The organism is Nocardioides thalensis, assembly GCF_013410655.1.
GTDB lineage: Bacteria > Actinomycetota > Actinomycetes > Propionibacteriales > Nocardioidaceae > Nocardioides > Nocardioides thalensis.
Genome location: NZ_JACCFP010000001.1, coordinates 2,166,592 through 2,192,283 on the forward strand (window position 1 = coordinate 2,166,592; position 25,692 = coordinate 2,192,283).

Here is a 25,692-nt window from a genome sequence, read left to right on the forward strand (position 1 = left end):
CACGCACTACAGGTGCGGATTCCGGATGGATCTGATCCATCGTCGGACGAATTCGTGAAAGTTTGTTGTCAGCGACACCAAAACCGAGTTAGGTTCCCCTTCGACTCGAGGACCTGCGCCAGGGTCCGCCCGAATGCTCTCTCGGACGGAATTGGTCAAAGGCGATCACGAAAGGCGTGGGTTCTACTTTCTCGGGACGCTCGCCCCCTCGCGTCCCTACAAATTCATGGGGACCCACATGACCTCTCTCAGCGAGCGCCCGACTCGCCACCTGCAGCTCCATACCGAACCCGCCCCGCGAACCGCGGCGCGGTCGCCCCAGCCCGCCGGGCTGGTCTCCGACGCCGACCTGCTGCGGCGCTGCCGCCGCCGCGACGCGGACGCGTGGAACACCCTCGTCGGCCGCTACGAGCGGCTCGTCTACACCGTCGCCCTGCGCAACGGCCTCAGCGCCGAGGACGCCGCCGACGTCACCCAGAGCACCTTCGTCGCCCTCGTCGACTCCCTCGACCGGATCCGCGACGAGGAGAAGCTCCCGTCGTGGCTGATGACCGTCGCCCGCCGCCAGGCGTGGCGCACGCGCAACCTCAGCCGGCGCACGACCAGCCTCGACAACGACAACACCGTCGAGGGCACGATCGACCCGCTCGCCGACTGGGCGACGGTCACTACCCTCCACGACGCCCTCGCGACCCTGGGCGGCACCTGTCGCGAGCTCCTGCTCGCGCTCTACTTCGAGCCCGACGAGCCGAGCTACGCCGAGATCGCCGCGCGTTTCGGCCGCTCGATCGGCGGCATCGGCCCGCTCCGCGGCCGGTGCCTCGACAAGCTGCGGGTCCTGCTCGAGGACGAGTCATGACCGCGCGCCCGTCGTTCACCGAGCTCGTCGACTGGGTCGAGGGCCGCCTCGTCCCCGAGCGTGCCGACGCCGTCACGGCGTACGTCGACACCGCCGACCCCGAGACCGCCGACGCCGTGGAGTGGATCCGCGACTTCCACCACCACGCCCGCTCGATGCCGCTCGAGCAGCCGCCGGCCGAGCTCAGTGCCCGCCTGCGCAGCGTCTTCACCGGACTGCACGAGCCCCAGCGCGACGACGACTGGTCCGAGGCCTCGCTGCTCTACGACACCCGGCTCGGCATGGCCGCTGCCGGCGTGCGCTCGGCCGACGACGACGGGGTCCACCTCGCGTTCGACAGCGAGCTGGGGCGGTTCGTCCTCGACGCGGTCCCGGCCGGCTCCGGTGAGGTCGACGTCCAGGGCATGGTCGCGCTCGCCGACAGCGAGCGCTCCGGCATCGATCTCGCGTTCCTCGAGCGCGGCACCCTCCGCCGGGCGGCCCACGCCACGGCGGACGGCCGGTTCGACGTACGCGGGGTGCCCACCGGGGTGGACGAGCTGTGGCTCAGCTCCGGCGGCACCCGGGTGAGGGCGGTCCTCGACCTACGCAGCACATGACCTGCGGCGTCTCGGAACACGACCCCGCCATGACCGCCGACACCGACGTCGACACCCTGATCGAGGACGCGGCGGCCTGGATGCGCCGCGACACCGACCGCTCCGCCGAGCTGCTCGACCGGGCGGACTCGGTGCTCGACGGGCAGCGCGACCTGGGCCGCGCTGCGAAGGTCAGCGAGATACGCGGTGCCATCGCGCTCCGTCGCGGCGAGCTCGGCGTCGCGGCCACGGCGTACCGGCTGGCACGCCGCAACTGGCTGGCGATGGGCCGGCGGCTCGAGGCCCTCGGCGCGGCGCTCGCGGGCGCCAAGGTGCAGCTGCTCCTCGGCGAGTTCGAGGCGGGGGAGGCCGCCGTCGTCCGGGTTCAGGCGCAGCTGCGCCACGAGCCCCACCAGGACCGGCGCGTCGCCCAGCTCCAGGCCGATGTGCACCGCCAGCTCGGTGACGCGCTCGCCGGGCGCGGGCGGATCGCGGAGGCGAACCGGCACTACGACACCGCCGGCAACCTCTTCGCGGCGCTGGGCGACGTCTCGGGGATGGCCGGTGTGGCCCGTCATCGCGGGCTGGCCGCCCTGGACGCCGGCCTGACGCACAACGCGCTGCTCGCGCTCGCCGATGCCCGCGCGAAGCTCCTGTCGGTGGGGGAGGAACGGCCGGCCGCGATCGCCGCGTTGATCATGGCGGAGGGGCTGGCGACGTCGGGCCAGGCGGCGCGCGCCCTCGAGGTGGTCGACTGCGTCGAGCCCGAGCTCGCCCACAGCGCGTGGGCCGCGGGGCTCACCGCGCTGGTCCGCGCCAACGCGCTGCTCCGCCTCGGCTCGCCCGCGGAGTCGCACGCGGCGGCGCGCGAGGCCGAGCAGGTGTTCACCGGGCTCGGCGCCATCGAGTACTCCGCGCGAGCTGCGCTCGCCTGTGCCCGCGCCCTCCTGCGCTGGGGGAGGCTCGACGCGGCGGCGAGCGACCTGAGCGTGGCCGAACGCCTGTTCCTCGAGTGCGGGAGCACCCTGATGCTCGCCCGGACCTGGCTTGTCAGAGCGGAGCTCGCGGTGGCGGCGGGGGACCCGGACACCGCCCGTGCCGCGTGTCGCCGGGTGCTCGACGTGCCTGTCGACGACACCGCGCCGTCCCTCGGCGTCCACGCCCGGCTGGTCGCAGCGCGGGCAGGTGAGCCCGACGAGGCCAGGGCGCTGCTCGACGACGCCGCCGACCTCGCCGCCCGCAGTGGACTGCCGGAGCTGCGGGTCGACGTGCTGCTCGCCGTCGCCCGGCTCCAGCGGCGGCTGGGCCAGCTCGACGAGGCGATCGAGTCGCTCCGACGTGCGCTCGCGGAGGAGCGGGTGTGGCAGGCCGGCATGGACGGCCAGGCGCACGGCTCCCCGTCGGCGATCGTCGCCGAGACCACCGACGAGCTGATCGGGCTCCTCCTGGAGCGCAACGACCACGCCGGCCGGGTCGAGGCGTGGCAGCGCGCCCGCCGCGCCAAGTCCCGCCCGGCCGGACCGGCCGCCGTGCGCACCGGCGCCGGGCATCCGGCGCCCCACGGCGATCGCCTCGCGCGTCTCCTCGACGACGTCGGGCGGAACGCCTGGGCGACGTGGGAGCCGGCGCCGGAGCAGCCCTTGCCCGAGGTGCCGTGGGAGACGCTGATCGACTACTACGTGAGCGGCGACGACATCCTCGTGTTCGTCCTCCGCGACGGCATGATCGACGCCCGCGCGCTGCCGGACGCGGCGCCCGAGACCTCGCGGCTGGTCCGCGCCTGGCAGCAGGAGTGCCGCCTGATGGCGGCCGGAGTCGGCGCGACGGGAGCGGCGATGGCCTCCTCGCCGTCGCTCGAGGGTCTGTACGACGTGCTGGTCGCACCGGTCGCAGACCTGCTCTCCGACCTCGAGGAGGACCTGGGGTTCCTGGGCCATCGCCACCTGCACGCGATCCCGTTCGACGCGCTGCTCGACGCGGGCGCGCCCTGGGGCGACCGGCTCGCCCGCCGGACCACGCCCGTGCACCGCGAGACCCAGCAAGGCGGAGGTGCCGACCTGGCCACCCTCGTCCTGGCGGTCCCGGACGACAACGCACCGCTGATCACGGCGGAGGCCGAGATGATCTTCCGCGCGCTGCCGCGGGCGGAGATCCTCATCGGCGCCGAGGCGACCAGCTCCGAGCTCGCCCTGCGGGCACGTGCCGCGGACGTCGTGCACCTCGCCTGCCACGGGGTGTTCCGCCTCGAGAACCCACTGGCCTCCGCGCTCCGGCTCGGGGACGGCTGGCTGGAGGCCCGGGACATCATCGGTGGCTCGATCGACCTCGGCGGCGCGGTCGTCGTGCTCAGCGCCTGCGGGTCCGGCCTGTCGCCCGACTACGCCTCGGCACCTGTCGGGCTCGCCCCGGCGTGCCTCGAAGCCGGCGCCAGTGGCGTCGTCGCGGCGCTGTGGGTGGTGGACGACGCGGTGACCCTCGAGCTGATGACGTCCTTCTACCGCGCGCTCGCCCAGGGGGACACGGCCGAGTCGGCCCTCCGTCAGGCGCGCCGCCACGTCGCGAGGCGCCATCCGCATCCCTACTACTGGGCCGCGTTCCGCTACATCGGGGCGAGCACGGCGGCCAGCTGACCCGGGAGGGCAGTTCCTCGACGGAAGTCCTGCCCCTCGCGGATCAAACCGGGGCCCGCCGCGCACCAGTAGGCCATGACTTCCGAGCCGTCGGACGGCGACCAGGCCCCCTGGCCGCCGAGCTTCCCGCACCTCGAGATCGACCAGCTGATCGACCGGCTCGAGAACGGCCGGACCCTGGACAGCGCTGACGCCTACCGTCTGCTCGCCCTGGTCGCGCAGGAGGCGCAGCGGCTGCGCGCGACCGCCGTACGCCTGGCGACGGCGAAGCTGTCCGAGGCCGACCGCGAGGCGCGGCGCATCGTCGCCGACGCGCTCGGGCACGCCGACGAGATGCGCGACGTCGGGCTGACCGTCCTCAACACCCGCCTGGACGAGGGGGAGCGGCTGCTGTCGACGATGCGCGAGGCCTTCAAGGTCGAACGACGCTCCTCCGACCTGGCGCGGTCCGAGGAGCGCCGCAGCTGGGCGTTCAGCCCGCTCAGCGACGACGAGGACGACGAGTGAGCGCGGTGATCGGGTCCGGGCACATTTCTTCGACCGTCGCGGATCAACCCGCCCCGCCATCGCACTAGTTGGACATGTTCAGTCGCCCCGGTCCCGAAACCGAAGATGAGCAGCAGGCTGCCGGCTCCGGCACCAGCGAGCCGCCGCGCGCCGACGCGGCGCGCGTCTTCGACCAGGTCCTGACCGACCTCCAGCCGCCGAGCGCCTCGGCCGGGCTGCCCGACGTGAAGGACGTCACCGCGTCGGCGACCGAGCACGCCGCGACCCTGCGGGCGACGCGGGACGCACACGCCGAGGCGCAGGAGATGCTCTCCGTGGCCACCGCGGCTCGCAAGGCGGCCACCGAGGAGGCAGAGCGCCTGGTCCTCGAGGCCCGGGACGCCGCCGACCGCACCCGCCAGGAGCTCGCCGGCTGGGCAGCCGCCCAGCGTGCCAAGGTCGACGCCCTGGCCGCCGACCTCGCGGAGTCGGCGAGCCGCGACGCGGACGCCATCCGGGCCGAGGCGCTGCGGACCTCCATGGCCGAGGCCGAGGAGACCGCCCGTGCCTACGTCGCCGAAGCAGCCGAGCGTGCGCAGCAGGACGGGGAGGCCATCCGGGCCGAGGCCCGATCGGTGCTGCACCGCGCCACGGAGCTGAGCCGGACGGCAGCTGAGGCGATGGCCGACCTCGCAGCGGGCGTCGCCGCCGTGATGGAGCGGGTCGAGTCCACCCGCGCGGCGATGGACCAGCTCCTCTCCGAGAACCCGGCGCCGGAGGGCGCGGCGGAGCAGCTCGACGGCACTGCGGACGACGTCGCCGCGGACTCCGACGCCGCGGAGGACGACCAGGCCGACGGCGACGCAGCCACCGACGTAACCACCGCCGCGGACGACGCGGGGACCGACGATCCCGACGGCGACAGCACCATGGCCGACGGCGAGGACGCCGAAGAGTACGCCGACGAGGGCGCCGACCCAGTCGCGTCGACGACCGCGCCCGAGCGCGCCGACCGCCAGCTCGGCTCGATGTTCCGCCGGCACGGGCAGCGTGGCGAGTGACCACCCCGCGGCACGCGCACCCGGACCGCGAGGGTCCGGCGTGAGCACGGTGCCGGTGGCCCGACCCCGCCGCTCCGGCGCGCGGTCGCTCGCGCGCGACCTCTCGTCCTCGGTCGTCAGGCTGCATGCCGCCTTCGAGGCGGCGGCGCTCCCGCTCGACCTGTCGTCCATCAGCACCGTCCGCGAGGAGCGCGGCCGGGTGATCGCGCAGGTCGACGACTACGTGCTCCCACGTCTCGCCGGGCTCGACGGCCCGGCGCTCGTCGTCGTCGGTGGTCCCACCGGCGCCGGCAAGTCCACGCTCGTCAACAGCCTGACGGGCCAGCGGGTCACGACCCCGGGTCTCCTCCGGCCGACGACCCGCTCACCGGTGCTGGCGCACCACCCCGCGGACCGCGAGTGGTTCGGGCCCGACCGGGTGCTTCCCTCCCTCGACCGGGTCGACCGGCCCACGACGTCCCGGGACGCGCTCCAGCTCGTCGAGACGACCGCAGTGCCGCGCGGTGTCGCGCTGCTCGACGCCCCCGACTTCGACTCCATCGACGACGCCAACCGCGAGCTGGCGACGAAGCTCCTCGCAGCCGCGGACCTGCTGCTGTTCGTGACCTCGGCTGCGCGCTACTCCGACCAGGTGCCGTGGCTTCAGCTCTCGCTGGCGCTCGAGCGGCAGACCACCGTCGCCGTCGTCATGAACCGCGTGCCCGCGGACGACATGGCGACGGTGTCCTCCCACCTCGCCACGATGCTGCGCGCGACCGCCGTACCGGCCGACCAGATGTTCTTCGTCGAGGAGGGTGTCGTCGACGGACAGGGCATCCTGCCCGCGCACCACCTCACCGGTCTGCGGCGCTGGCTCGACGCTCTCGCTGCCGACAGCGCCGCCCGCTCGGCTGCTGTCCGCCACAGCGTCCGGGGCGCGATCCGGCGCGCGGTCGCCGCCGCGCCGTCCGTCGCGGAGGCGGCGACCCTCCAGGTGCAGGCGGTGAGCGAGCTGCTCGCCGTCGCCGACCGGGTCTACGCCGGCACTGCCGACGCGCTGCGTGGCGCGCTGGCTGACGGCACCTTGGTCCGCGGTGACCTGGTCGCACAGTGGCTCGACCTCGTCGGCGACCTCGACCCGGCGACGGCGCCGGACCTGGTGACCGACCTACGTCGCCGGCTCCCCGGCAGGGACGCGGACCGAGCGGCCCGGGTCGACCGGCTGGGGGTCGCCCTCGACATCGCCCTCGAGACGCTGCTCGTCGACCACGCCGCCCAGGCCGCCGAGGCGGCCAGCACCGAGCTGAAGGCGACCGCCCACGGCAGCGCCCTGCTCGACTGGAGCACCGACGACCTGACCCGCCCCGGACGCGGCCTCGCCTCGCAGGCGCGCAAGGTCATCCGCGCATGGCGCCAGCGGTTCGCCGCCCGCGTCGCGCTCGAGCTCGGCACCGACCCGGCGGCGGACGTCGAGCGGGACATGCTCGCCATCGCGCTGGTGCTGCGCGCCGCGTCCGCCCGCGACGGCCACCGGCCCGACGAGCCGGACGACGTCACGACCCTCGTCGACGCGGCCCGCGACGGCCTCGTACGCGCACTGACCGCGCTGCTTGCAGAGGACCGCGACCGGTACCTCCAGCCGGTGCTCGAGTGGAACCTCGCGCCGGACGCACCCGCGCGGTTGCGCGCCGCCGCGGACGACGCCGCCCGGACGCTCGCCCAGCACGAGAGGCAAGGAGCCTGAGATGAACGGTCGTGGACTCGGTTCCTCGCTGGCCGTGCCGCCGCGGTTGGTGACGCGGGGGAGCAGCCTCCAACCGAGGCTGGACGGTCTGGAGGCCGCCGTCGCCGCGTCGCGCGGTCGGCTCGACGACGACCTCCTCGACTCCGTCGAGGCGTCGGTCGCCCGGTCCACCGGGCGGCTCCGGCTGTCCTCGGAGCACACGGTCGTCGCCATCGCCGGCTCGACCGGATCGGGCAAGTCCACGCTGTTCAACGCCCTGGCCGGCGCGAAGCTGTCGGCGTCCGGGGCACAACGACCCACGACGTCGAAGGCGAAGGCCCTCGTCTGGAGCGACGACGACCTCGGCGAGATGCTCGAGTGGCTCGGAGTTCCTTCCAGCGAGCAGCACACCCGCGCGACGCTGACCTCCGGCCAGTCCCGCACCCGCCTGCCCGAGGGGCTCGTCCTCCTCGACCTGCCCGACCACGACTCGATCGAGGTCGCGCACCACGAGGAGGCACAGCGGATCATCGAGCTGGCCGACCTCCTGATCTGGGTCGTCGACCCGCAGAAGTACGCCGACGCCGCGATCCACGAGCGCTTCCTCCAGCCGCTCGCCGGTCACCGCGCGGTCACCATGGTCGTCCTCAACCATATCGACAAGGTCCCCGAGGAGCGCCGCGCCGGCATGGTCCGCGACCTCCGGAAGCTGCTCGTCGCCGACGGCATCCGCGACCCGCGGATCATCGCGACGAGCGCGCGCCACGGCACCGGCCTCAAGGAGCTGCGCACCGCGCTCCGCCGCCGGGTCGAGGAGAAGCAGAACTCGGCCCTCCGGGTCGAGGCCGACATCCGGGCTGCGGCGGCGCGGCTCGAGCAGGCGGCCGGCGACGCGCCGGTGGCGGTGCCCGACGTGTGGGTCTCCGACCTCGAGCGCCAGGTCGCAGCCGCGGCCGGCGTGACCGGACTGGTCGCCTCGCTGCGTCGTGCGACCAGGGCCGAGGCGCTCGGCCGTACGACACTCGCCGGCTTCCGCGGTGCGGAGCCGGCCGCGGCGCCGCCGCGCCGCGTGGGCCCCGTCGACCGACCTGCCGTCGACACCGCCGTGCGCAACCTCGTCGACAACGTGTGCCGGGACCTCACCCCGGCCTGGAAAGACCCCATCCGGGCAGTCGCGTCCGTGGGCCAGAAATCAGCAGACGACCGTCTCGACAGCGAGCTGGCGGCCGTCCGATTTCAGGACCGGCTGCCCGGATGGCTCCCGCTCGTCGGCGTGCTCCGGCTCGTCGTCACGCTGGCCGCGGTCGCGGCGCTGCTGCTCGCCACGACGTCGTTCGTCCGTGGCGCCGCGACAACCGTGCCGCTGATCGTCCTCGGGGCCCTCGCCCTCGCCTGGACCGCCGTCGGCCGCGGCAGCGCGATCGTCGCCGACCGGGTCGCCGAGCGCCACGCACGCGCTGCGGAGGACGCGTGCCACCGGGTGATCGCCCGGGTGGTACGCGGACAGATGGTCGCCGCGGTCGCTTCCGAGCTGGCGCCGTATGCCCGGTTCCATCGCGGAATTGCCGCTGCAAAGCGCTGAATTCCCCGCGGTCCGATGGATCAACCGGACCGCCCGCCGCACCAGTAGTACGTGAGACACCATCCCGCGCGGACCGGCGAACGGACCCACTGATGAGCATCGCTCGCGTGCCCGTCGAGGCCGCTCCCGCCGACGTCACCGCCCATCATCACGGTCGCGGACGCCGCGCCGTCGAGCTGGTCTCCGTGACGCTCGCGCTCCCTCTCCTCGTGCCCCTCCTCGTGCTGGTCGCGCTGGCCGTCGCGACGACGAGCCGCGGACCGGTCCTCTACCGGCAGCGGCGGGTCGGCCTCGGAGGCCACGAGTTCGAGATCCTGAAGTTCCGCACGATGCGCGCCGACGCCGAGAGGCACGCCTCGGCGCTCTTCGCCGCGCGCAACGATGCCGCCGGCCCGCTGCACAAGCTGCACGACGACCCGCGGGTGACCCGGGTCGGTCGCGTGCTGCGGCGGCTCTCCCTCGACGAGCTGCCCCAGCTGTGGAACGTGGTCACCGGCACCATGGCGCTCGTCGGACCGCGCCCCGCCCTTCCGCACGAGGTCGCCGTCTTCACGCCCCGCGACCACGGCCGGCACCGCGTCCGGCCCGGCATGACCGGCCTGGCGCAGGTCAGCGGCCGCAGCGACCTCTCGTGGGAGGAAGCCGTCGCGCTCGACCTCCACTACGTCGCCCACCGGTCGCTGCGGCTCGACCTCGGGATCCTCCTCCGCACCCTGCCGGCCGTTCTTCGCGGCCGTGGCGCGTACTGACCTCGGGAGACCTGATGTCCCATCGTGTGCTCCACGTCGTCGAGTCCCTCACCGGCGTGCTCTCGTCGGTCCTCGCGATGGTCGAGGTCACTCCCGACCTCGACCACCACCTGGCCGTCTGGCCGCTGCGGTCGCACGCCGACACCGGCGACGACCTGGCTCCCTTCACCACCGTGACCACCCTCGCGCGCCAGCCGATCCACGCGGTCGGCGACCTGCGGCAGCTCGTCCGCCGCCTTGCGCCCGACCGGCTGCACGCCCACTCGTCGTACGCCGGGGTCGTCTCGCGCGTCGTCGACCCGGGCGTCGAGGTCGTCTACAGCCCGCACTGCTTCGCGTTCGAGCGCCGCGACGCCGGCCGCGCGGCCAACGACCTCGCGCGCCGCGTGGAGAGGGCGCTGGTACGCCGTACGTCCGTGCTCGTCGCGTGCTCGCCCCACGAGGCGGGGCTCGCGCGCGAGCTCGGGCACCGCGACGTCGTGACGGTGCCCAACCGCCCGCTCGACCGCCCCCTCGACCGGCCGGACGTCCGGGCGCGGTTCGCCCTGCCGCTCCGCGTGGTCGCCGCCGGCCGGCTCTGCCCGCAGAAGGACTGGCGCTACCTGCTCACCGTGAAGGGGTACCTCGAGGAGGTCCTCGGCGGCCGCGTCGAGTGGGAGTGGCTCGGCGGCGGCGATCCCGTCGCCGAGGACGCCCTGCGCGCCCGCGACGTGCACGTGACCGGCTGGATGCCCCGCACCGACGTGGTCAAGCGGCTCGCCGAGGCCCAGGTCTTCGTGCACACCGCCGCCTGGGAGGGCGCGCCCATCAGCATCCTCGAGGCCACCTCGGTCGGACTCCCGGTCGCTGCGCGGGGGATCCCGACCCTCGTCAGCCTCGGCGTGCCGGGCACGACCCCGACCGCCGCCGACCTCGCCGGCCGGATCCTCGCGCTCGCCGACCCGGACGCCTGGGCGGCCGAGCAGCGGCGATCGCTTCTCTTCGCCGCGGCTCACTCGCCCGAGCTCCAGGAGGAGCGGCTCCGCACCGCCTACCGGCTCGCCCGTGCCGAGCTCGTTCTCAGTTAGGAATCGACATGACGACGACCATGGTTGCCCCGATCGAGGAGACCGATCCCGGTCCGGCCGCGGTGCGCGGAGGCCTGCGCTCGCTCGCCGCGCTGCTGTGGCGCCGCAAGTGGACGGTGGTGATCGTGTTCGCCCTGGTGGCCAACGCGGTCGCCGCCGGGCTGATCCTGGCCGACCGGGAGTACACCGCGTCGGCGCGGATCGCTGCGACGCCGCAGGCCGACCTCGTCTCCTCGCCCGCCAGCTACGACGACCTGCTCGGGACCGTTGCCGACGTGGCGGAGTCCCGGCCCCTCCTCGAGCAGGTCGCGGAACGGGTCGACGGGCTCTCCGTCGACCAGCTGCGCGACGAGGTCGACGGCGAGGTGGTGCCCGGGACCGTGATCGTCCACGTGGCCGTCACCGACACCGACGCGACCCGGGCCGCCGAGATCGCCAACGTGATCGTCGAGCTGCTCCCGACCCTCGACCCGAGCAACGGGACGTTCGACTACCACGTGACCGAGAACGCCGTCGTGCCCGACGAGTTCACCTCGCCCGACATCCCGCTGACCGTCCTCGCCGGCCTGGTGCTGGCCGCGGTGCTGGCCGTCGTCACCGCGGCGATCGCCGATCGCTCGTTCCGCACGGTGACGGAGCCGGAGGAGGCGGAGCAGGTGACGGAGACCGCGATCCTCGGCGTCATCCCGCGGCCGGCGGAGACCGAAGGCACGCTCGCCGCGACCGACTACTGGGCCGAGGAGTTCCAGGCCGTGCGCGCGCTGCGCGTGGCCATCGAGTTCACCAGCGCCGAGGACCCGACGCGGCTGCTCGTCGTGACGTCCGCGAGCGCGGCGGATCCCTGGGCCGGATGGACCGAGGTCAACCTCGCCGTCGCCCTGGCCGAGGCCGGTCACCGGGTGCTCGTGGTCAACACCGACCGGGACGACGGCCACGTCCACCCGGCGCTCGCGCTGCACGGCGAGCCGGGCCTCTACGACGTGCTCGCCGGCGAGAGCGACCTCGCCGACACCGTGCAGCCGGGACCCGTGGAGGGCGTCGACGTCCTCCCGCTCGGCGACGCCCACCTCGCGGCCCCGAGCCTGATGGAGATGCGGTTCCGCGGGTTCCTCGAGGACACCGAGGACGCCTACGACGTCGTCATCGCGCATGCCGCGCCCGTGTCCGCGTCCGAGGACGCGCGGATCATGGCGATCCACGGTGCGGTGCTCCTCGTCGTCCCCGCCGGTTCCGTCCATCCCCGTTTCGTACGCCGGGCCGCGGAGCACCTGCGCAGCGTCCGGCTCCGCGTGCTCGGCAGCGTGCTCATCGGCGTCCGGCCCACGCGTCGCCCGCGCCGCCCGCGGGGAGCGTGACGTGACCACCGGGGGGTCGCGGCTGCGGGTCACCGTCGTCCAGCACGGCGGCGTGCTCGGCGGCGCGGAGCGGTGGCAGCTCGCCCTCGCCGACGCGACCGACCGGCTCGATGTGTCGGTCATCGGTCTCGGCGGCGGTCCGACCGCCGACGCCTGGGCGACCCGCGGCTGGCCGGTCGTCCGGCTCCCCAGCAAGAGCCGGGCGACGGGACTCGCGCGGGTCGCGGCCCGGATGCCCGCCGCGCTCCGCCGGCTGCAGCCGGACGTGGTCCTCGCTCATGGCGTCAAGGCAGCGCTCCTCGCGGCTCCGGCCGCTCGCGCACTGGGCATCCCGGTCGTGTGGGTGCGCCACGACGCGTCGTACGAGCGGCTCACCAATCTCATCGACCGGATGACCGATGGCCAGGTCTCCACCAGCGACTGGCTCACGCGCGGCCGCTCCACCCGCCACGGTCTCGTGGTCAACCCGCCCCGGATGGCCGGGCCCGTGCCGCGGCCGGAGGCGCGCGAGCGGCTCGGCATCCACGTCGCGCCGGACGAGCTGTTGCTCGGCATGGCGACCCGGATCACCCGCAACAAGGGGATCGAGGACGCCGTCCACGCGCTCGCCGACCCCGCGGCCGCCGGCTGGGTGCTGGCGGTCGCCGGCATCCACGACCCAGCCGACCCCGACGAGCACGACCGCCTCGTCAAGCTCGCGGCCGAGATCGGCGTCGCCGACCGGGTCCGGTTCCTCGGCGAGGTCCCCGACTTCCACGACGTCGTCAGCGCGTTCGACGCCGTCGCCGTGCTGACGAAGCCGAGCCCCGACCTGGCGTGGTACCGCGAGGGCTTCGGCATGACCGCACTCGAGGCGATCACCGGGGGCGTCCCGGTCATCGCGACCCCGCCCGTCGACGAGCTCGTCGGCCGTGGCGGCATCTGCGTCCCGCCCGCGTGCCCGCCAGCGGTCGCCGAGGCGCTCGTGGTGCTCGCCGACCCCGAGGCCCGGCGCTTGGTGGCCGAGGCGGGGGAGCGGCGGGCCGCCGACTTCCCCGACGCGCCCGGCGCCGCCGACCGGCTGGTCGACTTCCTCGCCTGGCTGGCCCACCGTCCCGGCGCCGGACGGGTCGCGACCGGACCGGCCATGAGCGTGGTGACTACCGTGCTCGACGACGTGGACGGCCTCACCGAGCTCCTCACCGCCATCGTCCCGCAGCTGGGTCGCGACGACGAGCTGGTCGTCGTCGACGGTGGGTCCGTCGACGAGTCGCTGCTGGTCGCGCGACAGGCGGCGGCCGCGGATCGGCGGGTGACCGTGCGCGTCGAGCCCGGCGCCGGCATCTCCCGGGGACGCAACCTCGGCATCTCGCTCGCCCGTCACGAGACGATCGCCTGCACGGACGCCGGCTGCGTCCCTGAGGCCGGGTGGCTCGACGCCCTGCGCCGGGCCGTCGCCCAGCATCCTGGCGTCGGGCTCTGGACCGGCACCTACCGCGTCGTGGCCGACAAGCCGTGGGAGCGTGCGCTCGCGGCCGTGGGCTATCCCGCTGTCGAGGAGCTGGGCCGCCCGACCCCGCTGGTGCGCGCCTACGGCCGGCTGTTCGGCCGCAGCTGGGATCCGTCGATGCCGACGGGGCGGTCGGTCGCGTTCACGCGCGCCGCCTGGCGCACGGCGGGGGGCTTCCCCGAGGACCTCGCCACCGGCGAGGACGTCCTCTTCGGGCGGCGGGTCGTCGCCACCGGCCACGCCGCCGAGATGGTGCTCGACGCCGAGGTGTCGTGGGCGCAGCGCCCGACGCTGCGGTCCAACCTCCGGATGTTCCGACGGTACGGCGAGGGGAGCGGCAACTCGCTCGACCGGCGGCTCATGGGCCGCGACCTCACCCGGGTCACGGCGTACGGCGCCGGCGTCGTCATCGCCGCGCGGGGCGGGCGGGCCGCCCGCGTGGCGGCCGGCGCGGGCACCGCCGCCTACCTCTCGCTGCCTCTCTCGCGCGCGCTCCGGGGCCCGCGTCCGCTGACGACCGCGGCCCTCGTGCCGGTCGTCGGCGCGGCCCGCGACCTGGCCAAGGCCTACGGCGCCGTGTCCGCGGCGGTCCGCAGCCGGGGGCGCCGGACGTGACCGACGCACGTCAGGCCAAAGCGTTCTCGCGCGTGCGCCGCTCCCTCCCGATCGCGGTGGGCGCGGCGATCGTGGTGCTGCCGCTCGGCGACACCGCCGTCCCGGTGGTCGGCCTCTCGCTGTCCTTCGTCGCCATGGCGGTGCCCGCACTCCTGGCCCTCGTCGTCCTGGTGCGCGACGAGGCACCGCTGCCGAGCTCGCTCGTCCTGCTCGGCCTGAGCCTCGGCGTGGCCGCCGGCGTGGTGTCTGCGGCCTCGGGGGTGGACCCCGACCGCTCGATCGCGCTCGTCGTCATCTCGCTGATCACCCTCGGCTACGCGTTCGCGATCGCCTTCGCGCACCGGCCCGGGCTCGAGGTCGACGGCGTCGACCTGCTGGTCGTGGTGGGCGGCGTGGTCGCGATGATGGCGCTGGCGTCCGCCGGATCGATCGAGGCGGCCGAGGCGGGCAACGTCGTCAACGGACGGCTCACCGGCCCGTTCGCCCAGCCCAACGAGCTGGGGGTGTTCTGTGCCGCGCTGCTGCCGCTGGCCGTCGCGGCCACCGTCACGGCGGGCTCGCGGCGCCGTACGGCCGTGCTCGGATTGTCAGCGGCATGCCTCGCCGCAGCCTGCGTGCTGAGCATGTCGCGCGGCGCGTGGATCGGCTGCGTCGTCGGGCTGGCAGCCCTGGCCGTCCTCGCGCCGGCGACGCGACGTGCGCTCGGCACCGTGGCCGCTGCGCTGGCCGGAACTGCTGTCCTCGCCCTGGTGCTGCCGTCGAGCGCCCCGTTGCTCGGCGTCTTCGCGCTCCGGATGAGGTCGCTCGGCGACCCGACCCAGAACCAGTACGACGACCGCCCGCTCATCTGGGGCGAGGCCTGGCGCCAGGCGACGGAGCACCCGTGGTGGGGGATCGGGCCCGGCGCCTACCAACAGGCCGCGAGCGGCGCGGTCAGCCGGGTGTCGGCCCGGCCCGCCGACCACCCGCACGACCTCCCGCTCACGATCCTCGCCGAGCGCGGGATGATCGGGGTGGGCCTTGCGGTCGTCGTTGTCGTCGGCTGCGCCCTCGCCGCCCGGCGACTCATGCGCCACGGTGACGAGCTCGTCGCGGCCGACCGGCTCCGCCGTACCCGCGGACTCGCCGTGATCGCGGGTCTGATCGCCGTGGCGATCCACGGCACGTTCGACATGCCCTTGCGAAACCCGATCGTGGCCGGGCTGGTCTGGACCCTCCTCGGTATCGCGGTCGTCGTCGACCTCACGACCAAGCAGGGCCGGTCCGCCGAGCCCGGCCCGCGGCGCACCCTCCACCCCCTCACCCTCGGAAGCGAGCCACCCCCATGTTGATGATGACCGAGCGCCAGGACCGCCGGGTGAAGGAGCGCTGGCGCCACGTCGGCCTCCTGGTCGGCGGGCTCGGGCTGCTGGTGGTGCTCGGGATCCAGGTGATCTACCTGATCCCGACGACCTACACGGCCACCAGCGCGATCGCGCTGCGGCCGCTGACCGCCGAGCAGCAGGCCGACAGCATCGAGATGCAGGCGCACGAGTTCAGCGTGCTGCTGAGCGCGAAGGAGACGACCGCCCTCGTCAGGGCCGACCTCGGCATCGGAGACGACTACGACATCTCCGCCGACGCCACGTCCGACGCCGGCACCGCGACCATCCGGATCCAGGCGACCGCCACGAACCGCGACGCGGCAGTGGCCGTCGCCAACGGCCTGGCGGAGCACGCCGAGCAGGTCGGGCAGGGCAACGAGATGGCAGAGGTCGTGGTGGTGGTGCAGGCGGGGCCGGCCGGCGTGACGTCCGACCCACCGCGGGCCCTCTACATCGCCGCACTCCTGACGCTCACCGCGCTGCTCCTCGCGGGAGGGCTCTACAAGATCCGGGAGCTGACGTGAGGACCCTGCCCCGCGCACGCGTGCTGATGTACCACGGCGTCGACACGGTGCCGAGCAGCCGCGACCCGCACGGCCTGTTCGTGACGCCGCAGGCGTTCCGCGACCAGGTCGACCACCTCCTCGAGTCCGGGTTCGCGCCGGTCTCCGAGGAGCAGTACGTCGCCGCCGTCCACGGCGCTCCGCTGCCCCGGAAGGCGGTGCTGATCACGTTCGACGACGGCTACCTCGGGGTGGGGGAGCACGCGGCGCCGGTGCTCGCGTCGTACGGCGTGCCGAGCGTCCTGTACGTGCCGGTCGGGCTGATCGGCGGCCGGTCCGACTGGCTCGAGCCGCCGCACCGGCACCCGCTGATGGGCGTGGACGAGCTGCGGGCCGTCCAGCAGCAGGGGATGGGCATCGCCTCCCACGGCCTGGACCACGCGGCCCTGCCCACGCTGTCGGACGACGAGCTGCGACGTCACGCCGCCGAGACCCGGGAGGTGCTCGGCTCGCTCGTGGGCGCCGAGGTGCGGTCCTTCGCGTTCCCCTACGGCACCCACGACGCGCGATCGCGCGCAGCGGTCCGGGCTGCTGGCTACGACATCGCCTTCGCGGTCCACGACCCCGTCGACGAGCTCGCGATCGAGCGCGTGGACGTCAACGCGTCCGACACCCTGCGGTCGTTCCGGGTCAAGCTCGCGCGGTTCTACCCGGCCGCGTGGCACGCGGCCGCGAGGTTCCCCGCCGTACGCCGCGCCGTCCACGAGCTGGTCGGCCGGGCCGACCCCGTCGACGACACCGTGACCGTCCCGGGGTCCCGATGAGCACGAACCTCTGGCGGGCCGTGACCGTGATCCTCGCTGCGGCGACCGCGGTCGCCGCGGCCTGGATGCTGGGCTCGACGAGGCCGACGCCGACCGAGGCGCTGCCGGGGCCGGTGCTCGCGACGAGCCCCGCGCACCCGTCGGAGCCGGCCGACGACAGGCCCGCGGACGACGTTCCGCTCCAGGGAGAGGACACCCAGCTCGGGTTCCAGCTCTCGGCGCACCACGCCGCCCGCGCCCACCGGGCGGTCGCAGCCATGGAGCGACTCGCCGACGGCGGCGCCGGCTGGGTCCGGGTGGACGTCGGATGGCAGACCCTCCAGCCCAACGGGCCGGGCGCGTTCGACGACTGGTACGCCACGCTCATCGACGACGTGCTGGCCGGCGCCCGCGCCAACGGGCTGAAGGTGATCCTCGACCTGTGGCTCACACCGCCGTGGGCCTCGCCCAACGGGAGCCCCTACGCGCCCCCGACCGACAACGCCGACTACGCGAAGGCCATCGGCCGCGCGGCCGCGCGGTGGGCGGACGACGTGGACGCGTGGGAGATCTGGAACGAGCCCAACTTCGACACGTTCTTCGAGGGCGCCGATCCCACCGTCTACTCCCGGCTCCTGTGCGCGGCCTACCCGGCGGTGAAGGAGCACGACGACTCCCCGGTGCTCTTCGGCGGACTGATGTACAACGACGACGGCTGGCTCGAGGACGCCTACCGGGCCGGCGCGGGTGACTGCTTCGACGGCGTCGCGACGCACCCGTACGTCGGGCCCAGCGACGCGGCGCCCGACACTCCCGCCGTCGGTGAGGTCTGGCGCCTCACCCACACGCCCGCGATGCGTGCCGTGATGGACGAGTGGGGTGACGAGGGCAAGCGGATCTGGATCACCGAGCTCGGGTGGTCGTCCGGGCCCGACAGCGAGGGCAACGAGTGGGACCGGCCGGTGACCCGGCAGACGCAGGCCCGGTTCCTGCGCCAAGCCGTCCACCTCATCCGATCGAGGTATCCCTACGTCGGGCCGATCATCTGGTACCGGGACGTGGACGGTCCGACCGACAGCTACAAGGACGGATTCGGCCTGCTGCGTCCGGACCTCGGTCCGAAGCCCGCGATGCGCGCCTTCGAGGCCGCGGTCCAGCGGCAGCCGTACCGCCCCCGAACCGGAGGGGACTGAGATGACAGCAGTCACGGCGACGGCCGCCGCAGAGCACTGCCACGCCTGTGGCGGGCCGATGGGGGTCGTACGCCACTCTGTCGCGTGGCACCTGGACGTAGGACGCTGCCGCGGTTGCGGCACCGTGTCGGTCCTGGGTGCCGCAGGCATCGTGGCGGAGGACATCCAGAGCGTCGCTTCCGGCGGCGAGGCGGCCCAGACCGACTGGGAGGTCTACGCGGACACGATGCACACCCGGGAAGTCGTGCGCCACGAGGTGCTGGACGAGCTCCGTGCTCGCGCGGCCACGCGGGCATCCGAGCTTCGCCTCTTCGACGTCGGCGCCGGCACAGGTGGCTTCCTCGACATGGCGCGGTCGCGGGGGTTCCGGATCGCAGGCAACGACATCTCGCAGTCCGCGGTCGACCACGCCGCGGCGCGGTACGGGATCGAGCTGAGCACGCGAGACCTGGACGAGCAGCCCGCGCAGAGCGTCGACGTCCTCACGATGTGGTGCGTCATCGCGCACGTCGGCGACCCGAGCGCCTTCCTCGCGTCGGCGTGGCGGATGCTCCGGCCGGGCGGCGTCCTGTTCCTCCGGACGCCGCGGTGGTGCCTCGCCGATGCGGTCGGCGTGGCGGCCGCGCGGGTCGGACGGCGCCGGCTCGCGACGCTCGCCGACCAGCGGGTCACGCGCGGCCACCTCCACCTCTACCGGGATCGCGGCATGGAGCGGATGCTCGACCGCCTGGGCTACGTCGACGTGGACGTGCAGCCCGTCACCCACACCGGCTGCACCGGCGCCGAGATCGCCAGCCGGCTCGGTGCGTCGGGGGAGGCGCAGCAGCGGTTGTCACGGGTGATCGACCGGACCCTGTCGAGCCGGGCCGCACCACGGAACACGATGTTCGTCTACGCGCGACGGCCCGGCGGCGCATCAACGGGCGACGCTCGGATCAACGACGCTCGCCGACGCACTAGTCGGTCATGACCGCGCTCCTGTCCGACCAGACGTCCGCGACGACGGCGTCGTTCGCGGACGCCCGACACGAGCAGCGGGCCAGGGTCGCGAGCGCGGCGCTCGGGCTCACCGCGGCAGGAGTGGCGGCCGGAGCGGCGGCGGTCGTTGCGCCGCAGGCGGTGCTGGCCTCGCTCCTGGCCCTCGGCGTGGTCGCCGCGGCGGTCGCCCGGGTCGAGTGGGCAGCGGTCGCGTACGTCGCCCTCGAGCCGTGGGGCAACCTGCTGCGCGAGCTGCATCCCGCCGCGATCAAGGTCGCGGGTGGTCTGCTCTTCGTGTCCTGGCTGGTCCGCCTGACCAGGGACCCCCGGCCGGCAGGCCTGCGGCACCCCGCGGTGATCTCCGTCGCTGCCCTCGTCACGGTGGTGCTCGCGTCGTTCGCCGTCCACGGCGCCGACCTCGCCACCGGCCTGGACCATGCGACGACCTACGCGTCGTACGCCCTGGTCGTCGTGGTCCTCGTCGACACGGCGCGCACCGGCCGCCCCGGCGGGGGAGCGGTCGCTCGGCACCTGGTCCTGGCGTTCGCACTTTCGTGCGCCGCCGCCGGCCTTGTCGCCCTCGTCGGGTTCCTCGTGGACGGCGGCCGCGCCGCCGGGCCGCTCGAGGACCCGAACGACCTCGCCTTCTTCCTCGTGGCGGCCCTCCCGCTGCTGCTCGTCGGCAGCCGCAGGACGGGAGCGCTGCGCGCGACGTGCGCCGTCGTGCTGGTCGTCGCGCTCCTCGCGACCTTCTCCCGCGGCGCCCTCGTCGGCCTCGCGGCGGCACTCCTCGTCGCAGTCGTCCTCGGCGCGGTCCGCCTCTCGACCGCTGCCGCGGTCGCCGCTGCCGCGGCCGTCGTGGTCGGCGCGCTCTGGGCGGCGAACGCCGCCGTCGTCGACCGCAGCCTCGAGGAGAAGAGCAACATCGCCGCCGACAACGTGTCCTCCCGGGCCACGACCGCGACCATGGCTGCGCGGATGACCGCCGCGAGCCCGCTGCTCGGACAGGGGCCGGGCGGCTTCGCCGAGGCGCGGGACCGCTTCGTGCCCGCGGACCTCGCCGACGTGGACGAGTCGGTGGCGCACCAGATGTACCTCGACGTGAGCGCCGAGCTGGGCCTGCTCGGCCTGGCCGCGTTCCTCGCCGCGATCGGGTACGCCGTCCGCGGCGCGCTGCGTGCGCGCCGCTCACCGGACCACCGACCGCTCGCGCAGGCTGTGCTGATCGCGTTCGCCGCCACCCTGGTGGCGGCGTGCTTCCTGAGCGAGCAGTTCTACCTGCCGGTGTGGCTGCTGGTCGCCCTCGGCGCGGCCGTCGACCCGGAGCCCTCGACCCCGACGCGGAGGTGGTGACGGTGCGCGTCCTCCAGCTGATCACCCAGGCCCGCGGCGGGCCGGTGGACCACGCGGTCGACGTCGCCGTCGAGCTCGCCCGGACGGGCCACGAGAGCCACCTCGTCGGCCCGCCCGGCGACCACCTGGCCACCGCCGCGCGCGGCGGCGTGGTCACCCATTCCGTCGAGGTGCGGTCGAAGACCGACCTGGGCGGCGCCCGGGCCGTCGCGGCGGTCGTCGACCGCGTGCGGCCCGACGTGGTGCACCTCCAGGACCGCCGGGCCGGACTGGTGGGTCGGGCAGTCACCGCGCGCCGGTCGGTCCCGTCTGTCTACACGCTGCACGGCGTGCCCGACCAGCTGGCCGGACTGGTCCCCGGCAACCTGGTGATGTCCCGGCCGCGCCGGCGCGACCGGCTGACCTACCTGACGCTCGAGCGGCTGCTCGCGACCACGCCGCGGTCGGCGGTGGTCGCGCCCTGCGAGGCGCTGTCCGACTACCTGCGCGACCACGTCGGCGTCCGACCCGAGCGGGTCCGCACGGTCCACAACGGCGTGGGCCGCGAGTGGGTGCGCGAGGTGGTTCCCGCCGACCGGCAGGCGACCGGTCGCGCAGCCGGGCCGGTGCGGGCGACGTGGCTCGGCGTCATGCAGCCCGTCAAGCGGGTCCCCGACCTGGTCCGGGCGCTGGCCCGGGTCCCGGGGACGGAGCTGGAGCTCGTCGGCGACGGCCCCGAGCGCGGCAGGATCGAGGCGGCGGTGGCGTCGGACGACGTCTCCGACCGCGTGCGGTTCGCGGGCTACCGCGACGACCCGGCGCCGTACCTGCGCGGCACCGACGTCTTCGTGCTGCCCTCCGCGGCCGAGGCCTGCCCGATGGCCCTGCTCCAGGCGATGGCGAGCGGTGTGCCCGTCATCGCCTCCCGGGTCGGGGGCGTGGCGGAGATCGTGCGGGACGGCGTCGACGGCCTCCTCGTCGAGCCCGGTTCGGTCGACGAGCTCGCCGACGCGCTCCGCCGTGTGTCGACGGACGCCGACCTGCGGCGCCGGCTGGGTGCCGCCGGGCGGGCCCGGGTCGTGGACCTCTTCCTGATCGAGCGCACGGTGGACTCCCTCCTGGACGTCTACCGGGAGGTGGCGGCCCTGCCGAGGGAGTCGGCCGGGGTCGGGGGTGCGCGATGAGCCCCTGGACCGAGACGACGCGAGCGACGTGGCCGCTCTACCCGGGCGTCGGTGTGATCGCGTTCGGGATGGTCGTCGGCTACCTCCTGATGTCCGGCCTGGTCGCCGGGGGAGGGGAGGGGGCCACCCGCGACGCGCGGACACCGGGCCCGGTCGCGTCCTCGAGGCCGTCGGACACAGCCACCGAGGACGTCACGGAGGACTCCGAGGACCCGCAGCGGACCGCGCTCGACGTCGTCTCGTGGGGCCACGCCAACGGTCAGCTCGCTGTCGTCGTGCGCAACGAGACCGGCCGGCTCATCGAGAGCATGCGGGTCCGGATCTCTGCGCTCGACGGCGACGGCGAGACCTTGATGTCGACGACAGGAAGCGCCGGCGACGTGTGCTGCACCATCCTCGGCCTGCCGCCCGAGGGCTACTTCGGGCTGTTCGCCGACGCCCAGCCGACGCTGGCCGACCACATCGGTGATGTCGTCGTGGAGCCGGCGACGTCATCGTTCGAGCAGGGCGACGCCTCCGCGCCGACGCGCGTCCACGTCGAGTACGCGAGCCTGCTGCGCACCGCCGACGACGCGGTCGTCACCGCGCGGCTGAGGACGTCACGGGGCCGCGCGTTCTCCGGGTACGTCGCCGCGCAGGCGTTCCTGGTGCGGCCCAACGGCCGCGTCGCGCAGGTGATCTCGGGGCGCTTCTACTGCTTCGCCCCGGGCGAGACCCGCGAGGTGTGGATGGAGCTGCTGCACCCGGCGCCCCCCGGGCTGCGCCTCGACCTGGTGGTGGCCTACGCCATCCCTGCGGGCGTGGCCCCCCACGTGCCGTGGGAGTGCGACGAGGGAGGACCGGGATGATCCCACCGGCACGGCTCGCGAACGACGACGAGCTCGTCGTCGACCGGGCGAGGACCGCCGCGGACGTCCGGCGCATCCGCAGGGAGGTCGAGGGACGTCTCTGGGCGGCGAGCCACGGCATCCCGACCGCGGAGATCGTGGCGAAGGACGACGACGACCGGTGGCTGGTCAGTCGCCGCGTCCTGGACGAGCCAGGTGAGCCGGCGGCCTACGTCTGCGCCGCGTTCGAGATGTCGGCGAGGATCCAAGCACTGCCGCACCCGCGGTTCCTGACCGCTGCCACCACGTGGCGGGCGCCGCGCCTCGGACTGCCGCTGCGCCTCAGCCGGATGGCCCGCGCGGGCATCGACCCGCGGGACGTCGTCGCCGCTCGGAGGGCGTTCGAAGAGCTGCCGGCAACCGCGACGGTGCACAACGACTATCACCGCCAGAACGTCCTCAACACCGCGTCGGTCGGCCACGTCACGGTCATCGACTGGGAGTACGCGACGATCGGCCCACGGCACCAGGACGCCGTCCGGCTCATCGTGGACATCGCTGACCACGGCGCGGCTCACGAAGCCTGGCGCACGCTCGTCGACCTCGCCCTGGCGGCGGATCGCCCCGCACTGGCCACGATCCTCCGCTGGATGACGATCCGCACCTACTGCAGCGAGGTCGCCGTCTCGCGACGGGTGCTCGACCCGGCCAAGTGCGCCCATCGTCGCGAGCGGTGGCTCCAGGCGCGCCTCTGGGCCGACGAGCTCGCCCGCCCCGCGGGGGAGTCCCGGTGACGGGCCCGCTCCGGAGCCAGGTCGCGGTGGGTCGGGACGCGGTCGCCCTCCTCGACACCCTGGCCGACTTCATCGATCGGCGCAGCACCGCCTTCTGCACGACCCACCCCTGGCTGGCCGCAGCCGCCCGCCACCTCACGGCGGAGCCGGTCGTCGTCGTGATCCGGGACGACGAGGACCCGGTCGGCGTGGCGGCGCTGTCCGTCACCCAGCGGCGCGGCGCACGACGAGTCGAGATGCTCGGCGGCGACCAGAACGACTACGCGCAGTTCTACTGCGCCGACGACGACGTCGCTCCGGTCCTCGCCGGCGCGATCGCGAGCTGGCTCGACGCCCGCGGACGATGGTCGCTGCGACTCGAGCAGCTCGCGGCCGAAGACCCGGTGCTGGTCGCGCTGTGCGAGCTCCTGCCCGACGCGACCGTTGCCGCCGGCCCTCCGATGCCGCAGATCCGCGGGCTCGGCACCGACTACCGGATCAGCAAGAACCGGCGCGGCCAGGTGCGGCAGGCCACGAACCGCATCACCGCGGACGGACACACGTGGGAGCGCGTCGTGGTGGACGACCGGGACTCGCTCGAGCGATGGCTGCCCGCGGTGATCGCTCTCCGCCGGCGCCGCGACCACGCGGCCGGTCGCCGCAGCCACCTCGACGACGACGCTCGCCTCTCCTTCTACGAAGCGGTCGTCCGCGACTTCGTGACGCGCGGCCGCGCGGTCATCTACCTGTTGACCGTCGACGGCGCGGTCGCGGGCTATCACCTCACCATGCTCGACGGCGACACCTACCGGATGCTCGACGGACGGGTGGCCGACGAGCTCCAGCGCTACCGCGGGGGGATGGTGACCAGCATGATGGCGATGACCGCGGCGTCGAACGCCGCGGAGGTCACCACCTACGACTGGCTCCGGGGGAGGACCGAGTCCAAGTTCGGCAACCACGAGCAGCATCGGGTCGTGCTCCAGGCCGCCTCCCACCGCCTGGTCACGACCGTGGACCAGTGGGAGGCCACTGCCCGTCGGCGGGTGAAGTCGGCCCTGCCGGCGGCCGCCGTACGCAGACTCGTCGCGCGATGACCGGCATCGGGACCGCCGACCAGGGCGACACGCTGCGGCGCACCGGCGCCGCGGTCGTCTCCCTCGCAGCCTCCGAGCTGCTGGGGAAGGTCGCGACCCTCCTGACGATCCTGGTGATGGCGCGCCTGCTCGGGGTCGCCGACTTCGGCGTCCTGACGTTCGGCCTGAGCATCGGGCTGCTGCTCGCGGTGCTGTCCTCGCTGGGCCTGGACTCCCGGGTGGTGCAGCTCGGCAGCGCGCGGCCGGAGCTGCTGGACCGGTGCTACGGCGCACTGGCCGCGATCAGGCTGGCGCTGTCGGTCGCCGTGCTGGTGCCCACCGCGGCGATCCTGTTCGCGACGATGGACCGGGGGAGCGCGGCGGCGGTGTGGCTGCTCGTCGCGAGCTGCCTCGCCGACACGCTGAGCGACGCCGCGCGGAGCGCGTGCGGCGCGCTCCAACGACAGCACCTCGCCTCCGTCATGCTGGTGGTCCACCGGTTCGCGACGCTGGCCTTCACCGCGGGGGCGCTCCTCCTGTCGCCGAGCGCCGCCCACGCGGCCCTCGGCTATCTCGCCGGCACCTGCGTCGGCGTCGTCGCCATGCACGTCGCGGCGCACCGCGCCGGGGCCCGGCTCGTCGTCCGCGGCAGCCGCCGGGCCGCCGGAATGGTCATGGCCGCCGCGCCGGTCACCGCCGTCGAGTCGATGGCGTCGATGGCCGTCTTCCGCATCGACACCGCGATGATCGGGGTGATGCTGGGCAGCTTCGCCGTCGGCGAGTACGGCGCCGGCTACCGGCTGCTCGAGTCGATCGTGTTCGTGAGCTGGACGCTGTCCCGGGCCTACGTGCCCGTGATCGCGAGCCGGCCCGGCGACCTCGAGCACGTCCGGACCTGGGCGCAGCGCGCGCTGCTCGTGGTGTGCGCCGTCTATCTTCCCTACGGCGTCGTCACGGCGCTCCGCGGCGACGACCTGGTGCGGCTGCTGTTCGGTGCCGACTACGTGCACCACGGCGTGCAGCTCGGCCTGGCCGCGGCGCCGCTCCTCTTCGGGGTCATGCACCTGGGGGCGACGGTGCTCCTGGCGCTCCGTCCCAACCCGGTGGTGCTCGTGGCGAGCCTGAGCGCCGTCGCGCTCAACATCGGGCTGAACCTGTTCCTGATCCCGCGGTGGGGGATCACGGCCGCAGCCGTCTCCACGTGCCTGGCGTTCCTCCTGCAGTCGGTCGTCCTGATGCGCGCCCTGACCCGGATCACCGGCAGCATCGTTCCGGTTCCCGCACTCGGCGCGGTCGTGGTCGCCTCCCTCGCGGCGGGTGCCGCGGTGCAGGCCGTCGAGCCCCTGGGGCTGGCCCTGTCCGCCGGCGTCCTCGTGTTCCTCCTGGCCTGGGAGGGGGCGACCCGGTTGCTGGATCCCCGGCACGCGGGGGTGCGCTCCCAGCTCACCGCAGGTTCTGGCGGCGACGTACGGGGGTAATGCACCCG

Annotated in this window: 22 protein-coding genes; all 22 read left to right on the plus strand. The window is 74.3% G+C overall.

Going from position 1 to position 25,692, the window contains the following annotated elements; translation table 11 throughout:
• Positions 1 to 238: 238 nt before the first annotated feature.
• Positions 239 to 859, plus strand: a complete 621-nt coding sequence (locus HNR19_RS10665; protein ID WP_179667902.1) for an RNA polymerase sigma factor — start codon at positions 239 to 241, stop codon at positions 857 to 859.
• Positions 856 to 1,458 carry a hypothetical protein gene (locus HNR19_RS10670; protein WP_179667903.1) on the plus strand — a complete coding sequence of 201 codons (603 nt, stop codon included), beginning with the start codon at positions 856 to 858 and terminating at the stop codon, positions 1,456 to 1,458. Before HNR19_RS10665 ends, HNR19_RS10670 begins: the two co-directional genes overlap by 4 nt.
• Before the next feature lie 29 nt (positions 1,459 to 1,487).
• Complete coding sequence (locus HNR19_RS10675; RefSeq protein WP_179667904.1) at positions 1,488 to 4,067, plus strand: CHAT domain-containing protein; 2,580 nt, start codon at positions 1,488 to 1,490, stop codon at positions 4,065 to 4,067.
• A gap of 75 nt (positions 4,068 to 4,142) precedes the next feature.
• Positions 4,143 to 4,574 carry a hypothetical protein gene (locus tag HNR19_RS10680; RefSeq protein WP_179667905.1) on the plus strand — a complete coding sequence of 144 codons (432 nt, stop codon included), beginning with the start codon at positions 4,143 to 4,145 and terminating at the stop codon, positions 4,572 to 4,574.
• Positions 4,575 to 4,648: 74 nt separating this feature from the next.
• Positions 4,649 to 5,614 (plus strand): hypothetical protein, encoded by a 966-nt coding sequence (locus HNR19_RS10685; RefSeq protein ID WP_179667906.1) that lies wholly within the window; start codon positions 4,649 to 4,651, stop codon positions 5,612 to 5,614.
• A 40-nt stretch (positions 5,615 to 5,654) separates the two neighbouring features.
• Positions 5,655 to 7,337, plus strand: coding sequence for a GTPase (locus tag HNR19_RS10690; protein WP_179667907.1), 1,683 nt, complete (start codon positions 5,655 to 5,657; stop codon positions 7,335 to 7,337).
• Between the two features lies 1 nt (position 7,338).
• Complete coding sequence (locus HNR19_RS22360) at positions 7,339 to 8,898, plus strand: GTPase (RefSeq protein WP_218910210.1); 1,560 nt, start codon at positions 7,339 to 7,341, stop codon at positions 8,896 to 8,898.
• 92 nt (positions 8,899 to 8,990) lie between these two features.
• Complete coding sequence (locus HNR19_RS22365; protein ID WP_218910211.1) at positions 8,991 to 9,647, plus strand: sugar transferase; 657 nt, start codon at positions 8,991 to 8,993, stop codon at positions 9,645 to 9,647.
• A gap of 14 nt (positions 9,648 to 9,661) precedes the next feature.
• Positions 9,662 to 10,714: a glycosyltransferase gene (locus HNR19_RS10700; protein ID WP_179667909.1), complete on the plus strand. Its 1,053-nt coding sequence runs from the start codon at positions 9,662 to 9,664 to the stop codon at positions 10,712 to 10,714.
• Positions 10,715 to 10,722: 8 nt separating this feature from the next.
• Entirely contained in the window at positions 10,723 to 12,069 is a 1,347-nt protein-coding gene (locus tag HNR19_RS10705) for a tyrosine-protein kinase domain-containing protein (protein ID WP_179667910.1), read from the plus strand.
• A 1-nt stretch (position 12,070) separates the two neighbouring features.
• Complete coding sequence (locus HNR19_RS10710; protein ID WP_179667911.1) at positions 12,071 to 14,173, plus strand: glycosyltransferase; 2,103 nt, start codon at positions 12,071 to 12,073, stop codon at positions 14,171 to 14,173.
• The gene (locus HNR19_RS22725; RefSeq protein WP_179667912.1) at positions 14,170 to 15,504 is read left to right on the plus strand and encodes an O-antigen ligase family protein; all 1,335 of its coding nucleotides are present in this window, start codon (positions 14,170 to 14,172) and stop codon (positions 15,502 to 15,504) included. Before HNR19_RS10710 ends, HNR19_RS22725 begins: the two co-directional genes overlap by 4 nt.
• 2 nt (positions 15,505 to 15,506) lie before the next feature.
• Complete coding sequence (locus tag HNR19_RS10720) at positions 15,507 to 16,061, plus strand: YveK family protein (RefSeq protein ID WP_179667913.1); 555 nt, start codon at positions 15,507 to 15,509, stop codon at positions 16,059 to 16,061.
• Positions 16,058 to 16,864 (plus strand): polysaccharide deacetylase family protein, encoded by an 807-nt coding sequence (locus HNR19_RS10725; RefSeq protein ID WP_179667914.1) that lies wholly within the window; start codon positions 16,058 to 16,060, stop codon positions 16,862 to 16,864. The genes HNR19_RS10720 and HNR19_RS10725 overlap by 4 nt, the downstream gene beginning before the upstream one ends.
• Positions 16,861 to 18,036, plus strand: coding sequence for a cellulase family glycosylhydrolase (locus tag HNR19_RS10730; RefSeq protein ID WP_179667915.1), 1,176 nt, complete (start codon positions 16,861 to 16,863; stop codon positions 18,034 to 18,036). The genes HNR19_RS10725 and HNR19_RS10730 overlap by 4 nt, the downstream gene beginning before the upstream one ends.
• A gap of 1 nt (position 18,037) precedes the next feature.
• Positions 18,038 to 19,006, plus strand: a complete 969-nt coding sequence (locus tag HNR19_RS10735; protein WP_179667916.1) for a class I SAM-dependent methyltransferase — start codon at positions 18,038 to 18,040, stop codon at positions 19,004 to 19,006.
• The gene (locus HNR19_RS10740) at positions 19,003 to 20,367 is read left to right on the plus strand and encodes an O-antigen ligase family protein (RefSeq protein ID WP_179667917.1); all 1,365 of its coding nucleotides are present in this window, start codon (positions 19,003 to 19,005) and stop codon (positions 20,365 to 20,367) included. The genes HNR19_RS10735 and HNR19_RS10740 overlap by 4 nt, the downstream gene beginning before the upstream one ends.
• A 2-nt stretch (positions 20,368 to 20,369) precedes the next feature.
• Entirely contained in the window at positions 20,370 to 21,530 is a 1,161-nt protein-coding gene (locus HNR19_RS10745; RefSeq protein WP_179667918.1) for a glycosyltransferase, read from the plus strand.
• Positions 21,527 to 22,378 (plus strand): hypothetical protein, encoded by an 852-nt coding sequence (locus HNR19_RS10750; RefSeq protein ID WP_179667919.1) that lies wholly within the window; start codon positions 21,527 to 21,529, stop codon positions 22,376 to 22,378. Before HNR19_RS10745 ends, HNR19_RS10750 begins: the two co-directional genes overlap by 4 nt.
• On the plus strand, positions 22,375 to 23,151 hold the full coding sequence (locus HNR19_RS10755; protein WP_179667920.1) for an aminoglycoside phosphotransferase family protein: 777 nt from the start codon (positions 22,375 to 22,377) through the stop codon (positions 23,149 to 23,151). The genes HNR19_RS10750 and HNR19_RS10755 overlap by 4 nt, the downstream gene beginning before the upstream one ends.
• Positions 23,148 to 24,227: a GNAT family N-acetyltransferase gene (locus HNR19_RS23515; RefSeq protein ID WP_179667921.1), complete on the plus strand. Its 1,080-nt coding sequence runs from the start codon at positions 23,148 to 23,150 to the stop codon at positions 24,225 to 24,227. Before HNR19_RS10755 ends, HNR19_RS23515 begins: the two co-directional genes overlap by 4 nt.
• Entirely contained in the window at positions 24,224 to 25,684 is a 1,461-nt protein-coding gene (locus HNR19_RS10765; protein WP_179667922.1) for an oligosaccharide flippase family protein, read from the plus strand. The genes HNR19_RS23515 and HNR19_RS10765 overlap by 4 nt, the downstream gene beginning before the upstream one ends.
• Positions 25,685 to 25,692: the final 8 nt, after the last annotated feature.

Bases quoted from the DNA above. Each gene is read 5' to 3' on its own strand.
- HNR19_RS10665 (WP_179667902.1), top strand. From the start codon at position 239: ATGACCTCTCTCAGCGAGCGCCCGACTCGCCACCTGCAGCTCCATACC.
- HNR19_RS10670 (WP_179667903.1), top strand. From the start codon at position 856: ATGACCGCGCGCCCGTCGTTCACCGAGCTCGTCGACTGGGTCGAGGGC.
- HNR19_RS10675 (WP_179667904.1), top strand. From the start codon at position 1,488: ATGACCGCCGACACCGACGTCGACACCCTGATCGAGGACGCGGCGGCC.
- HNR19_RS10680 (WP_179667905.1), top strand. From the start codon at position 4,143: ATGACTTCCGAGCCGTCGGACGGCGACCAGGCCCCCTGGCCGCCGAGC.
- HNR19_RS10685 (WP_179667906.1), top strand. From the start codon at position 4,649: ATGTTCAGTCGCCCCGGTCCCGAAACCGAAGATGAGCAGCAGGCTGCC.
- HNR19_RS22360 (WP_218910210.1), top strand. From the start codon at position 7,339: ATGAACGGTCGTGGACTCGGTTCCTCGCTGGCCGTGCCGCCGCGGTTG.
- HNR19_RS22365 (WP_218910211.1), top strand. From the start codon at position 8,991: ATGAGCATCGCTCGCGTGCCCGTCGAGGCCGCTCCCGCCGACGTCACC.
- HNR19_RS10700 (WP_179667909.1), top strand. From the start codon at position 9,662: ATGTCCCATCGTGTGCTCCACGTCGTCGAGTCCCTCACCGGCGTGCTC.
- HNR19_RS10705 (WP_179667910.1), top strand. From the start codon at position 10,723: ATGACGACGACCATGGTTGCCCCGATCGAGGAGACCGATCCCGGTCCG.
- HNR19_RS10720 (WP_179667913.1), top strand. From the start codon at position 15,507: ATGACCGAGCGCCAGGACCGCCGGGTGAAGGAGCGCTGGCGCCACGTC.
- HNR19_RS10730 (WP_179667915.1), top strand. From the start codon at position 16,861: ATGAGCACGAACCTCTGGCGGGCCGTGACCGTGATCCTCGCTGCGGCG.
- HNR19_RS10735 (WP_179667916.1), top strand. From the start codon at position 18,038: ATGACAGCAGTCACGGCGACGGCCGCCGCAGAGCACTGCCACGCCTGT.
- HNR19_RS10740 (WP_179667917.1), top strand. From the start codon at position 19,003: ATGACCGCGCTCCTGTCCGACCAGACGTCCGCGACGACGGCGTCGTTC.
- HNR19_RS10750 (WP_179667919.1), top strand. From the start codon at position 21,527: ATGAGCCCCTGGACCGAGACGACGCGAGCGACGTGGCCGCTCTACCCG.
- HNR19_RS10755 (WP_179667920.1), top strand. From the start codon at position 22,375: ATGATCCCACCGGCACGGCTCGCGAACGACGACGAGCTCGTCGTCGAC.
- HNR19_RS10765 (WP_179667922.1), top strand. From the start codon at position 24,224: ATGACCGGCATCGGGACCGCCGACCAGGGCGACACGCTGCGGCGCACC.